The organism is Streptomyces lydicus, from assembly GCF_000717345.1.
Taxonomy (GTDB): Bacteria; Actinomycetota; Actinomycetes; order Streptomycetales; family Streptomycetaceae; genus Streptomyces; species Streptomyces lydicus.
Genome location: NZ_JNZA01000016.1, coordinates 156,979 through 170,168 on the forward strand (window position 1 = coordinate 156,979; position 13,190 = coordinate 170,168).

Sequence of the window (13,190 nt, forward strand, 5' to 3'; positions counted from 1 at the left end):
GCGGGTCAGACGACAACGTGGGAAGCGCCCCCGGCCAGGAACGCGGTCAGGGCTGTCACCACCAGCGCGTGGTCCTCCGCCTGGGGGAGGCCCGAGACGGCTACCACGCCGACCATGCCCGTGCCGCGGATCCGTAGGGGGAACGCGCCGCCGTGGGCCGCGTAGTGGTCGGGGTCGAGGCGGGAGGAGTCCTCGAAGGTGCGGCCCTTGGCGCGGAAGCGGGCGCCGACCAGGTACGAGGAGGCGCCGTAGCGTTCGACGACGGCGGATTTGCGGGCGATCCAGGCGTCGTTGTCGGCGGAGGTGCCGGGCAGTGCGCAGTGGAAGAGCTGCTGGGCGCCGCGCCGGATGCCGATCGTGACGGCCGCGTCGCGCTCGCGGGCCGTTTTCACCAGCAGCGAGCCCAGGGCCCAGGCGTCGTCGTTGCTGAACGTGTCGAGGACCAGGCGCTGTTCGTCAGCTTCGAGGGCGCGTATCTCGTCCGTGGCCGCATCGCCGGTCATGCCGTCGCCTCGATCCGGACCGTGACGCCCTCGGCCGCCGAACGCTTCGCGGCCTCCAGTACGCGCAACGTCGCCGCGGCCTCGGTGGCCGTGACCGGCGGTGCACCGCCCTCGCGCAGGGCGCGGGCGATCGCGGCGTAGTAGGCGGGGTAGTCACCCGGCAGGGTCGGCACCGGCTCGCCGCCGCCGTGGCGCGGAGAGGCGCCGGCGCCGAGGCGGCCCCAGGAGGGCCGGGGCTCCACACCCCACTCCACGCCCGCGTCGCCCGGGCGCAGGCCCTCGCGCAGGGCGGCCTCCTGCGGGTCCAGGCCGTGCTTGGTGTAGCCGGCCCGGCTGCCCAGTACCCGGAAGCGGGGGCCCAGCAGGGCGGTGGTGGCGCTCACCCAGAGGTGCGAGCGGACGCCGTTCGCGTGGGTGAGGGCGAGGAAGGTGTCGTCGTCGGCCTCCGCGCCCGGGCGGCGGACGTCGGACTCGGCGTAGACGGACACGACCGGGCCGAAGAGGGTCAGCGCCTGGTCGACGAGGTGGCTGCCGAGGTCGTACAGCAGGCCGCCGATCTCCTGCGGGTCGCCGGACTCGCGCCAGCCGCCCTTGGGCTGCGGCCGCCAGCGCTCGAAGCGGGACTCGAAGCGCCAGACGTCGCCGAGCGCGCCGTCCTCGATGAGCGTGCGGACCGTGCGGAAGTCGTTGTCCCAGCGGCGGTTCTGGAAGACCGAGAGCAGCAGGCCGCGGTCGTCGGCGAGCGCGGCGAGCTTCTCGGCCTCGGCCGCGGTCCCGGCCAGCGGCTTGTCGACGACCACCGGCAGGCCGGCCTCCAGCGCGGCGGTGGCGAGCGGCACATGCGTCTTGTTGGGCGTCGCCACCACGATCAGGTCCAGCTCCGCGGCGCGTTCGAGCACCGCCTCGGGGGTGCTGACCGTGCGCACCTGCGGGTGCTCGGCGCGGGCCTGTGCCTGCCGTTCCGGATTGCTGGTGGAGACGGTGTCGAGCACCAGGCCGTCGGTGGCGGCGATCAGCGGGGCGTGGAAGACCGAGCCCGCCAGGCCGTAGCCGAGCAGGCCGACGCGGAGCGGACCGTCGGGGGTGGGGGAGTCGCTCTTCTTCTCGCTCGTCTCACTCATGACTCCACTTAAGCAACGCTGTTGCCAAAGTGCAAGCCGCAACGGACAATGGGCGGGTGAGCAGCAACGACCTCCCCTCCCTCGGTGCCGGCAGTCCGGGCGCCAACCTCCCCGCGCTGCGCGGCCACAACACCGCGCTGGTGCTCGGGCTGCTGCGCGCCGCCGGGGGCGAGGGCGTCAGCCGGCTGGAGCTCGCCGCGCACACCGGGCTCACCCCGCAGGCCGTCAGCAAGATCACCGCTCGGCTGCGGTCCGAGGGCCTGGCCGCCGAGGCGGGCCGCCGCGCCTCGACCGGCGGCAAACCCGCCACCGTCCTGCGCCTGGTCCCCGGCGCCCGGCATGCCGTGGGGCTGCATCTGGACCGTGACGAGCTGACCGCCGTCCTCGCCGACCTCACCGGCCGCGCGGTCGCCGAGCGGCGCGCCCCGCTCGCCTTCGAGGCGGGCGCGGAGCAGGTGCTCACCACCGTCGAACGCGAGGTCGCGGCGCTGCTCGCGGCGGCCGACGGGCCGGGCGTCCTGGGTGTCGGCGTGGCCTGCCCGGGCCCGCTGGACCACACCACCGGTGTGCTGCACCGCGTCACCGGCGCCCCGCGATGGGACGGCTTCCCGCTGCGGGACGCCGTCGCCGCGCGGCTCGGCCTGCCCGCCGTCCTCGACAAGGACACCAACGCCGCCGCGCTCGGCCTGGACCGGGCCCGCCCCGACGGCACGGGCTCCTTCGGCTATCTGCACCTGGGCACCGGCCTGGGCGCCGGACTCGTCCTGGACGGCACCCTCTACCGGGGGCCGCGCACCGGCGCCGGCGAATTCGGCCACCAGATCGTCCAGTTGGACGGCCCGCGCTGCGACTGCGGCCGGCAGGGCTGCATAGAGGCGCTGTGCCTGGCGGCGGTGGCCGGCGGTGATCTGCCGGGCGCGGCCCGGGCGCTGGGCGTGGGCGCCGCGAACCTCGTCGAGCTGCTGGACATCGACCAGGTGCTGCTCGGCGGACGCACCGTTCTGGCGTACCCCGAACCGTTCCTCGGCGGGGTGGCCCGGGAGCTGGCCGCGCAGGCCCGTACGCGAGGCGGCGGATCCGGCGCCCGGCCCGCGGTGTCGGTGGCGCTCGCCCCCGGCGGCGCGCGGGCGGTCGCCGACGGGGCCGCCGAGCTGGTGCTCGCCCCGCTCTTCGGGGCCCGCCGCCCCGCCCTGCGGCCGCGCTAGCGCGCCGGCCCCCGCTGCCCGGCCCGCGCCCCCGGGGGTGCGAAGATCGCCCCGTGGAGTTCCCGTACGGCCAGGACCCTGGCGCGCCCGTCCGGTCCGGCATCCCCGAGCACGGACGCATCCCCAAGTACTACGCGGCCAAGGTCGAAATCGCCGCGCTGCTGGCCGAGTTGGGCGAGGGGGAGGTCCTGCCCACCGAGCGCGAGCTGGCGGCGCGGTTCGAGGTGTCCCGCGAGACGCTGCGGCAGGCGCTGCGCGAGCTGGTGCTGGAGGGGCGGCTGCGGCGGCTGGGGCGTGGCACGGTCGTGGCCGGTCCCAAGCTGGAGCAGCCGCTGTCCCTGGCGAGCTACACCGAGGGCGTACGCGACCAGGGACGCAGGCCCGGCCGGCACCTCGTCGCACTGGACCGCTTCCGCTGCCCGCCGGGGCTCGCCGGCGATCTGGGCATCGGGACCGGCGACCCCGTGTGGCACATGGAGCGGGTGCTGCTCGCCGACGACGAGCGGGTCGGACTGGAGAGCACCTACGTCGCGGTCGAGCGGGTCCCCGACCTGGCCACCGACTTCGCACCGGACTCGTCGTTCTACGCCTACCTCCGCGAGCGGCTCGGCATCGGCTTCGGTGACGCGGACGAGCGGCTGGAGACCGTGCTGGCCACCCCGCGCGAGGCGCTGCTGATCGGTACGCCGGGCGCGCTGCCGATGCTGCTGATCCACCGGCTGTCCCGGGACACCGGTAGCCGCCCGCTGGAGCGGGTGCGCTCCCTCTACCGGGGGGACCGGTTCTCCTTCACCACCCACCTGGGCCGGCCCGCGCAGGGCTGAGACGGGCCCGGCGCCGGCGCGCCACACCCTCCCGTAAAGTCACGAAAGGATAACGGGTCTAGGCCAAGCTTGCCGTCCTGTTCACCGACCCGCCGCCGGACCGCCCCCCGCGCGCCACCCACCGCCACGACCGTCTGGGGCATGCGAGTCATAGTTGTCGGAGCCGGTGTGCTGGGAACGATGCACGCCTGGCACGCAGTCGAACGGGGCCACGAGGTCCTGCACCTCGAACGGGAGGCCGAGGCCCGCGGCGCCTCGGTCCGTAACTTCGGACAGATCTGGGTCAGCGGCCGCGCCGGCGGCGCGGAACTGGACACCGCGCTGCGCGCCCGCGCGCTGTGGGAGGACATCGGCGCCCGCGTCCCCGGCATCGGCTTCCGCGCCATCGGCTCACTGACCGTCGTACGCAACGACGCCGAGCGGGCGGTCGCCGAGGCCGCCACCCGCCGCCCGGACGCCGCCGCCCGCGGCTACCGGTTGCTGGACGCCGACCGGGCCCGCGCCCTCAACCCCGCACTGCGCGGCGACTTCACCGGCGCCCTGTGGTGCGAACGGGACGCCGCCGTCGAACCCCGGGTCGCCCAACGCGCCCTGAAAGACGAGCTGTTGAGGTCCGGGCGGTACACCTACCTCGGCGGCCGCGAGGTCCGCGAGGTGGTCGGCGAGCGCTCCGTACGCGACGACCACGGCGACCTCCACCACGGCGACGCGGTCGTCCTGTGCACCGGCGCCTGGCTCGGCGGCCTGGTCCGCGAGCTGATCCCGGACCTGCCGGTGCGCCGCGTACGCCTCCAGATGATGCAGACCGAACCGCTCGGCGAGCCGCTGACCACCTCCGTCGCGGACGCCGACAGCTTCCGCTACTACCCCGCCTACCGCGGCGCCGCCCTGGACGCGCTGAACGCCGGCCAGGCCCAGTCGCCGACCGCCGCCGCGCACAAGATGCAACTCCTGATGGTCCAGCGCACCGACGGCGGCCTGACCATCGGCGACACCCACGAGTACGCGACGCCGTTCGCCTTCGACACCGTCGAGGAGCCCTACGAGCACCTCACCGGCGTCGTCGAGACGCTCCTCGGCCGCCCGCTGCCCCGTATCCGCCGCCGCTGGGCCGGCGTCTACGCCCAGTGCACCGACACCGCCCGGGTCGTCCACCGCCAGCAGGCCCGCGAGGGCGTCTGGCTGGTCACCGGCCCCGGCGGACGCGGCATGACCTGTTCCCCCGCGATCGCCGAAACCACCGCCGACGAGCTGGGATGGTGAGCCCCTTGACCGACAGCACCACCGAGCACGACATCCAGTTGGTCGTCCTCGACATGGCCGGCACCACCGTCGCCGACGACGGCCTGGTCGAGTGCGCCTTCGACGCCGCCGCCCGGCACCTCGGCGTCGAACCCGGCAGCCCCGACCACACCGAGAAGCTCGCCTACGTACGGGCCACCATGGGCGAGTCCAAGATCTCCGTCTTCCGCCACCTCTTCGGCGACGAGACCGCCGCCCGCCGCGCCAACTCCGCCTTCGAGACGGCCTACGGCGAACTCGTCGACGACGGCTGGATCGCGCCCGTCCCCGGCGCCCGGGAAGCCGTCGAGGCGCTCCGGGAGGCCGGCCGCACCGTCGTGCTCACCACCGGCTTCGCCCGCGTCACCCAGGACGCGATCCTCGCCGCGCTCGGCTGGCAGGACCTCGTCCCGCTCACCCTGTGCCCGGCCGACGCCGGCGGCCGCGGCCGGCCCTACCCCGACCTCGTCCTCACCGCGCTGCTGCGCACCCGCGCCACCGACTCCGTCCGGCGGATCGCGGTGGCCGGCGACACCTCGTACGACATGCTCTCCGGGCGGCGGGCCGGCGCCCCGGTCGTCGCGGGCGTCCTGACCGGCGCGCACGGCCGGACGCAACTGGAGTCGGCCGGCGCCACCCACGTCCTCGGCTCGGTCGCCGAACTGCCCGCGTTGCTGGGGGTGGTGTGAGATGCGCGCGCCAGCCGCCCCGGCCACCGCACGGCCCGCCGCCCCCGCCGCGGAGCCGGGCCGCCCCGCGTCCGGGATCCGCTTCGACGACGTCTCCGTGGCCTACGGCAGGCACGGCGAGCACACCGTCCTGGACTCCTTCGACCTGACCGTGGAGCCGGGCGAGGTGATGGCCCTGCTCGGCCCGTCCGGCTCCGGCAAGACCACCGCGCTGCGGGCCGTCGCCGGCTTCGTCCGCCCCGCCCGCGGCCGGGTGCTGATCGGCGGCCGGGACGTGACCGGCCTGCCGCCGTACCGGCGCGGCATCGGCATGGTCGTCCAGCAGTACGCGCTCTTCCCGCACATGAAGGTCTCCGAGAACGTCGCCTTCGGCCTGAAGGCGCAGAAGACCCCGCGCGCCGAGATCCCCGGCCGGGTCGCCGAAGCGCTGGAGATGACCGGCATGGCCGCGTACGCCGGCCGGCAGCCCCGCGAACTCTCCGGCGGCCAGCAGCAGCGGGTCGCCCTCGCCCGGGCGCTGGCCATCCGCCCCGGTGTGCTGCTGCTGGACGAGCCGCTCTCCGCGCTCGACGCCCAGCTGCGCTCCGGCATGCTCGCCGAACTCGCCCGCCTGCACCGCGAGTTGCCGGACGTCTCGATCCTCTACGTCACCCACGACCAGATCGAGGCGCTCACCCTGGCCGACCGGATCGCCGTACTGGAGTCGGCCCGGCTGCGCGACTGCGGCACCCCGCAGGACCTCTACCGGCGCCCGCGCACCGCCTTCACCGCCTCGTTCATCGGCACCGCGAACCTGCTGCCGGTGACCGTGCGCGCGGACGGCACCGGCGTCGACCTCGGCGGCCGGCTCCTGACGGTGCCGGTCGCGGAGGGCGTGGCCCGGGGCAGCGGCGCGACGCTGTGCGTCCGCCCGCACCTCGTCGGCCTCGGCGACGGCGGCGCCACCGGCAACACCCTGCCCGGGACGGTCACCGAAGTGCAGTGGCGCGGCGCGACCCACCGGCTGTACGTCTCCGTCGACGGCCACCGCGTGATGGCCGACGTCCGCGAACTGCGCACCCCACCGACGCCGGGCGACACGGTCACGGTGCACTTCGCCCCGGAGGACGCGGTACTCGTCCCGGGCGGCCTCACCGGGGACGGGGACCACCATGGCTAGCGCCACGAAGGCGCCGGCCCCCGTCCGGACGGCCGCGCCGCGCCGGCCCGGCCGCCGGCCCGCGGCGGCCCTCTGGGTCCTCCCGCCCGTAGCCGCCCTCGCCGTGGCCTTCCTCCACCCCCTCGCCCTGATGGTGTGGCAGTCCCTCACCCCCGAGGACGGCGGCGGCCCCTCCACCGCCCATTACACCCAGGTCTTCGGCGAGGCGTCGTTCCGCGACGCACTCACCACCACCGTGCTGATCGCCGCCGGCGCCACCGCCGGCGCCCTCCTCCTGGGCCTGGCACTATCACTCGTGATCGCCTTCGTCCCGCTCCCCGGCGGCCGGGCGATCGGCCGCTTCATCGACCTCTTCCTCGCCTTCCCGTCCTTCCTGATCACCCTCGCGCTGCTCTTCCTCTACGGCACGACCGGCATGGCCAACGGCCTGTGGACCGACCTCACCGGCGACGCCCACGGCCCGCTCGACTTCCTGCACACCCCCTGCGGCGTCCTGCTCGCCGAGGTCACCTACTTCACCCCGTTCGTGATGCGGCCGCTGCTCGCCGCGTTCTCACAGGTGGAGACCGGTCAGCTGGAGGCCGCCGCGTCGCTGGGCGCCCGGCCGTGGCGGATCGTACGGACGGTGATCCTGCCGGAGGCGCTGCCCTCGCTCGCGGCGGGCGGCGCGCTGGTCCTCGTGCTGTGCCTCAACGAGTTCGGCATCGTGCTGTTCACCGGCGCCAAGGACGTCGTCACCCTCCCGGTGCTCGTCTACACCAAGGCCATCCTCGACGGCGACTACACCGGAGCCTGCGTCGTCGCCGTCGTCAACATCGCGCTGTCCGTCGCGCTCTACGCCCTCTACCGGACCGTGATGTCCCGTACGGGCGGCGGCGCCGGCCCCCGCCGAGGAGGTGCACCCCACCGTGCTGGTGCATAGCAGGACCGCCCGCCGGGCCGTCCACACCCTCTTCCTCGTCCTCTTCCTCCCCGTCTTCGCGCTGCCCCTCGTGGTCATCGCCGCCGCGTCCTTCGCGACCGCCTGGAGCGGCGCGCTGCCCTCCGGACCGACGCTGACGCACTATCAGGACATCGTCCGGGGCGACGCGCCGAGGGCCCTGCTCACCAGCGTCCTCACCGCGCTGGCCGCCGGCCTCGCCGCGCTCACCCTCGGCACCTGGGCGGCCCTCGCCGCCGAACGACTGCCCCGCCGCGCCCGCCGCCTCCTCGACGGCCTCTTCCTCCTCCCCGTCGCGGTGCCCTCCGTCGTCGTGGGCCTCGCCCTCCTGGTGGCCTTCTCCCGGCCGCCCTTCCTGCTCAACGGCACCCCCCAGATCGTGATCACCGCCCACACGGTGCTGGTCACCGCCTTCGCCTACCAGTCCGTGACGGCCGCGCTGGCCCGCCTCGACCCGGCGTACGAACAGAGCGCGGCCGGTCTCGGCGCCCGCCCCGCCTACGTCCTGTGGCGGGTCAAGCTCCCCCTGCTGCTGCCGTCCCTGACCGCGGCCGCCGGCCTCTGCTTCGCCCTGTCCATGGGCGAACTGAGCGCCACGGTGATGCTCTATCCCCCCGACTGGATGCCGCTGCCCGTCCAGATCTTCGCCGCCACCGACCGCGGAGCCCTCTTCGCGGGCGCCGCCCTGGCGGTGGCCCTGATGGGCACCACCCTGCTCGTCCTCCTGGCCGTCTCCCGCCTCCGCACCCGCGCCACCTACCGCTGACCTCCCCGAACCCCCGTGCCCTGCTGAGGAGTTGCCCCACCATGCCCACTTCCCGCCGCCGCTCGCCCGGCACCCCGCTCGTCGCCGCCTGCGGTGCCCTCGCCCTCGGCGCCTCGCTCACCGCCTGCGGCGGCGCCTCCACCGCCGACCCCCACGCCAAGGTCATCACCGTCTACAGCGCCGACGGCCTCAAGAGCGAGAAGGGCGACGGCTTCTACGACAAGGTCTTCAAGGACTTCGAGAAGAAGACCGGCATCAAGGTCGACTACGTCGAGTCCGGCTCCGGCGCGGCCGTCCAGCGGCTGGCCCGCGAACGGTCCAACACCAAGGCGGACGTGCTCGTCACCCTTCCGCCGTTCATCCAGCAGGCCGACGGCAAGGGCCTGCTGGACACCTACCGCCCCCACGGCGCGGACCGGGTCGCCGCCGCGGACAAGGACCCGGCCGGCCGGTGGACCTCGATCGTCAACAACTACTTCTGCTTCATCTACAACAAGAAGCAGCTGACCCAGCCCCCCGCCACCTGGCAGGACCTCCTCGACGCCAAGTTCAGGGGCCGCCTCCAGTACTCCACCCCCGGCGTCGCCGGCGACGGCACCGCCGTCCTCATCAAGGCCCTGCACGACTTCGGCGGCCAGGGCCCGGCGATGAAGTTCCTCGGCCGGCTCCAGGCCAACAACGTCGGCCCGTCCTCCTCCACCGGCCAGCTCGCCCCCAAGACCGACAAGGGCGAACTCCTGGTCGCCAACGGCGACGTCCAGATGAACTACGCCAACCTGACGTCGATGCCCGACCAGGGCATCTTCTTCCCCGCCGCCAAGCCCGGCGCCAGGCCCGCCACCTTCGCCCTCCCCTACGCCGCCGGCCTGGTCAAGCACGCCCCGCACGCCGCCAACGCCCGCAAGTTCCTCGACTACCTGCTGACGCCCGAGGTCCAGCGCCAGGTCTCCGCCGTCGGCGGCGGCTTCCCCTCCCGCAAGGACATCAAGCCCACCGGCCCCCACGCCACCGCCCTCGCCGCCCTCATGAAGGGCGTCGACATCTTCCACCCCGACTGGCAGGACATCGACAAAAACCTCCACACGTACGTCGACGCCTGGAAAACCGCGACGAGCAGCTGACGCCGGGACGTCCGCGCACGCCTGCTCGTGCCCGCCCGTGCCGAGCTTCTCGGCTTCCGTGAACCAGCGGTACCCACAGCTCGAAATGGGTGCCGAGTTGCTCGGCCACGCGCGCGCCATGCTCAATGACCGCCGGGCCTCGAACGGTGAGCTGCGCCACCTGGGTGAGCGGCTGACCGAGGCACTCTGCGACGTGCTGCGGATCGCGCAGAGCAGAGGTGCGGCCGGTCTCCCCGGGCGGGAAGTCCGGGGTGATCGTCCGGGTCGGGGAGGCGGGGGCTGACTTAGGGTGGGGGCGTCGGCCGTACGTACGACGGGCGGGGCAGGCGTCGCCTGTGGGTGCGGCCGGTGCCCCTGGTCAACACGCACGGCAGGAGTCCGGCAGTGGCAGAGCGCAAGCCGATCGAGTCATGGCTCACCGACATGGACGGCGTCCTGATGCACGAGGGGGTCCCGGTCCCCGGGGCGGAGGCATTCATCAAGCGCCTGCGTGACTCGGGCAAGCCCTTCCTCGTACTGACCAACAACTCCATCTACACCCCGCGTGACCTGCACGCCCGGCTCAACCGGATCGGGCTGGACGTGCCCTGGGAGTCGATCTGGACGTCCGCGCTGGCCACCGCGCAGTTCCTCGATGATCAGCGTCCCGGCGGCACCGCGTACGTCATCGGTGAGGCGGGGCTGACCACCGCCCTGCACGACATCGGCTACGTCCTGACCGACCACGACCCCGATTACGTCGTGCTCGGAGAAACTCGAACGTACAGCTTCGAGGCGCTGACGAAGGCGATCCGGCTCATCGAGGCCGGCGCCCGGTTCATCGCGACGAACCCCGACGAGACCGGCCCGTCGCCCCAGGGGCCGCTGCCCGCGACCGGCTCGGTGGCCGCGCTGATCACCAAGGCGACGGGCGTCGCCCCGTACTTCGTCGGCAAGCCGAATCCGCTGATGATGCGGCACGGACTGAACGCCATCGGCGCCCACTCCGAGACCTCCGCGATGATCGGCGACCGGATGGACACCGACATGCTGGCCGGACTGGAGGCGGGCATGGAGACGTTCCTGGTGCTCACGGGGCTGACCCGGCCCGAGGAGATCGAACGGCACCCCTACCGGCCCTCCCGGGTCGTGGACTCGATCGCGGACCTCATCGACCTGGTCTGAGCGCCGGGTGGGGCCCCGGCTCCACCCGAATGGCGCAGGCCAGGGCCACACCGGGATGCGGCCGGGCGGGCGCGGGCGGACCTTCGGAGGGATCGGAGGTTCACCATGCGCTCACCGCTTCTTACGCTGTGCGCCGCGGCCGCGGCCTGCGCGGTGACGGCGGCGCCCGCGTACCCCGTGGCAGCATCCGGCGCCGGGACCACAGCGGTCCGCGTCACCCCGGGCCCGGCCCCCGCCGGCTGCCCGGCCGGCCCCCGCGTCACCCCCTGCGGCTCCGCAGCGGCCCCCGCCCGGCCGGCGGCCCTCGCCGGCGTCCTGCCGCTCACCCGGTCCGAGCCCCCCGGCCCGCCGGCCGAGGCGTCCGCGCGCGGCGAGCTGAGCAGCACCTCGGCCGTCGGCCTGGTGCTGGCCGGCGGCGCCGTCCTGGTCATCGCCGGGCAGCTGCTCCGGCTCCGGCTGCGGCTGCGCCGCGAACGGCAGGGCGACGCAGCCGATGAACGATGAGGAGCCGGGGCGGCCCCGCCCGGGGCAGCTGCTCACCGGTGTGACCTGGGTGGTTCTGCTGCTCGGCCTGTGGCTGTGGGGCCGCGACCTGTCGGGCGGAGGAGCGGCGGCGCAGCTCGCCACGACGGGCGATGTCGCCGCCGTCGGGCGCCCGTGGGGCCGGCCGGCGCCCCCGCAGGCGCACGTCCCGGTGCCCGCGCCCGCCGCGGTGCGGCCACGCCGGATCACCCTCGGCGCCGGCGACGTACGGGGCGCCGGCATCGTCGAGCGCGACCCCGGCCGGGACGGCGCCCTCGCCCCGCCGGCCGCCGCGGACATCGTCGGCTGGTACGCGGACGGACCGCAGCCGGGCGAGGCGGGTGCCGCGCTGCTCGTCGGCCGGGCCGACGCGGACGCCGGCGCCGCACCCGCCGTCTTCCGCTCGCTGACCGGTGTCAGACCGGGGGAGCGGGTGGAGATCCGCCGCTCCGACGGCAGTACGGTCCGGTTCGCCGTCGAGGACGTCCGGCTCTTCGACCGCCGCCACTTCGACGTCCACCGGGCCCGCGCCGTCCGTGCGCGCGGCCGCGCCGAACTCCGGCTGATCGGCAGCGGCGTCCGCCCGGCAGGGCGCGGCTCCCGCGGCGGCCACGGGGAGGCCGCAGTGGTCGTGGTCTCCGGCTACCTGACGAGCTACCAGCCGCCGTCCGGCGGTCGTGACTGAGACGTCTCGCGAGCCCTGCGAACGCCCTCCGTCAAGTCCCGTAGCGGCCCTGTGGACAGCTTGTCCACAGGGCCGCTCGGGCGCGGAGGGGGTGTGCCACGATGGATGCGGCCGGTGATCAGGAGCCGGTCAACTCCCGTACTCCGAGGGGGGAGTGGATGTACGGCAAAACCCGCAGGGCCGCGGTGGGGGCACTGGTCGTGCTGCTCGCCGGCTGCTCCGCGAACGGTGGTGACAGCGGCAAGGAAGGCAGCGACGGCGCCCCGGGCCGACCGGGCCAGCGCCCCAAGTCCGTCGCGCCGTACTGGGTCAACCCGGACAGCAGAGCCGCCCGTCAGGTCCTCGCCTACGACAAGGAGGGCCGGGCCGCGGACGCCCGCACCGTCGACCGGATCGCGCGCCAGCCGGTCGCCGAATGGATCGGCGTCGACGACCCGCAGGGCGAGGCCCGCGGCTTCACCGAAGCGGCCGCCAAGGCCGACCGCGAGGCGCTCCTCGTCCTCTACGACATCCCGCACCGCGACTGCGGCAGATATTCGAAGGGCGGCGCCGCCGACGGCAATGCCTACCGCGCCTGGCTGGACGGCGTCCTCAAGGGCATCGGCGACCGCGCCGCCACCGTCGTCCTGGAACCCGACGCGCTGCCGCACCTCGTGGACCGCTGCACGCCCCAGCAGTTCCAGGAGGAGCGCTACGCCCTGCTGACCGAGGCGGTCGGCAAGCTCAAGGCGCTGCCGCACACCAAGGTGTATCTGGACGCCGGCAACCCGCACTGGATCAAGGATCCGCGCGCGATGGCCGAACCGCTGCGGCGCGCCGGCATCGACCGGGCCGACGGCTTCGCGCTGAACATCTCCAACTACCAGACCACCGAGGAGAACGCGGCGTACGGCAAGAAGCTGTCCGGGCTGGTCGGCGGCAAGCACTTCGTCATCGACACCAGCCGCAACGGCAACGGCCCGGCCCCCGGCGGGGACGATCCGGAGAACTGGTGCAACCCGCCCGGCCGCGCCCTGGGCACCCCACCGACGACCAGGACCGGCGACCCCCTGATAGCGGCCTACCTCTGGATCAAACGCCCCGGTGAGTCCGACGGCACCTGCAAGGGCGGCCCCAACGCGGGCGCATGGTGGCCCGCCTACGCCCTGAAGCCTGTCTCTTATACACATCTCCGAGCCCACGAGACTCCTGAGCATCTCGTATGCCGTCT

At 74.3% G+C, this 13,190-nt stretch carries 14 protein-coding genes; 12 read left to right on the plus strand and 2 right to left on the minus strand.

Features of this window, described 5'->3' with window-relative positions:
- Positions 1-5: 5 nt before the first annotated feature.
- Both OO62_RS18015 and OO62_RS18020 read right to left on the minus strand, forming a co-directional pair.
- A complete protein-coding gene (locus OO62_RS18015) occupies positions 6-503 on the minus strand; it encodes a heme-degrading domain-containing protein (RefSeq protein ID WP_033268446.1) in 498 nt (165 codons plus the stop codon).
- Positions 500-1,624: a Gfo/Idh/MocA family oxidoreductase gene (locus OO62_RS18020; protein WP_033268447.1), complete on the minus strand. Its 1,125-nt coding sequence runs from the start codon at positions 1,622-1,624 to the stop codon at positions 500-502. Before OO62_RS18020 ends, OO62_RS18015 begins: the two co-directional genes overlap by 4 nt.
- Positions 1,625-1,680: 56 nt before the next feature.
- Between OO62_RS18020 and OO62_RS18025 the strand changes: the two genes are divergently transcribed.
- The 12 genes from OO62_RS18025 to OO62_RS18080 form a co-directional block, all read left to right on the plus strand.
- On the plus strand, positions 1,681-2,829 hold the full coding sequence (locus tag OO62_RS18025; protein WP_033268448.1) for an ROK family transcriptional regulator: 1,149 nt from the start codon (positions 1,681-1,683) through the stop codon (positions 2,827-2,829).
- A 53-nt stretch (positions 2,830-2,882) separates the two neighbouring features.
- Complete coding sequence (locus tag OO62_RS18030) at positions 2,883-3,653, plus strand: GntR family transcriptional regulator (RefSeq protein WP_033268449.1); 771 nt, start codon at positions 2,883-2,885, stop codon at positions 3,651-3,653.
- Positions 3,654-3,794: 141 nt separating this feature from the next.
- Positions 3,795-4,916 carry a TIGR03364 family FAD-dependent oxidoreductase gene (locus tag OO62_RS18035; RefSeq protein WP_033268450.1) on the plus strand — a complete coding sequence of 374 codons (1,122 nt, stop codon included), beginning with the start codon at positions 3,795-3,797 and terminating at the stop codon, positions 4,914-4,916.
- Positions 4,910-5,623, plus strand: coding sequence for a phosphonatase-like hydrolase (locus tag OO62_RS18040; protein ID WP_033268451.1), 714 nt, complete (start codon positions 4,910-4,912; stop codon positions 5,621-5,623). Before OO62_RS18035 ends, OO62_RS18040 begins: the two co-directional genes overlap by 7 nt.
- 1 nt (position 5,624) lies before the next feature.
- Positions 5,625-6,782, plus strand: coding sequence for an ABC transporter ATP-binding protein (locus OO62_RS18045; protein ID WP_033268452.1), 1,158 nt, complete (start codon positions 5,625-5,627; stop codon positions 6,780-6,782).
- Positions 6,775-7,704 (plus strand): 2-aminoethylphosphonate ABC transporter permease subunit, encoded by a 930-nt coding sequence (locus OO62_RS18050; protein WP_033268453.1) that lies wholly within the window; start codon positions 6,775-6,777, stop codon positions 7,702-7,704. Before OO62_RS18045 ends, OO62_RS18050 begins: the two co-directional genes overlap by 8 nt.
- Positions 7,691-8,488: an ABC transporter permease gene (locus OO62_RS18055; protein ID WP_033268495.1), complete on the plus strand. Its 798-nt coding sequence runs from the start codon at positions 7,691-7,693 to the stop codon at positions 8,486-8,488. Before OO62_RS18050 ends, OO62_RS18055 begins: the two co-directional genes overlap by 14 nt.
- Positions 8,489-8,529: 41 nt before the next feature.
- Positions 8,530-9,609, plus strand: coding sequence for a 2-aminoethylphosphonate ABC transporter substrate-binding protein (locus tag OO62_RS18060; RefSeq protein ID WP_033268454.1), 1,080 nt, complete (start codon positions 8,530-8,532; stop codon positions 9,607-9,609).
- A 384-nt stretch (positions 9,610-9,993) separates the two neighbouring features.
- The gene (locus OO62_RS18065; RefSeq protein WP_033268455.1) at positions 9,994-10,773 is read left to right on the plus strand and encodes an HAD-IIA family hydrolase; all 780 of its coding nucleotides are present in this window, start codon (positions 9,994-9,996) and stop codon (positions 10,771-10,773) included.
- Between the two features lie 105 nt (positions 10,774-10,878).
- Positions 10,879-11,277, plus strand: coding sequence for a hypothetical protein (locus tag OO62_RS18070; RefSeq protein ID WP_033268456.1), 399 nt, complete (start codon positions 10,879-10,881; stop codon positions 11,275-11,277).
- Positions 11,267-11,980 carry a sortase domain-containing protein gene (locus OO62_RS18075; protein ID WP_033268457.1) on the plus strand — a complete coding sequence of 238 codons (714 nt, stop codon included), beginning with the start codon at positions 11,267-11,269 and terminating at the stop codon, positions 11,978-11,980. Before OO62_RS18070 ends, OO62_RS18075 begins: the two co-directional genes overlap by 11 nt.
- A gap of 158 nt (positions 11,981-12,138) precedes the next feature.
- A partial coding sequence (locus OO62_RS18080) for a glycoside hydrolase family 6 protein (RefSeq protein WP_078617226.1) occupies positions 12,139-13,190 on the plus strand: 1,052 nt, incomplete at its 3' end.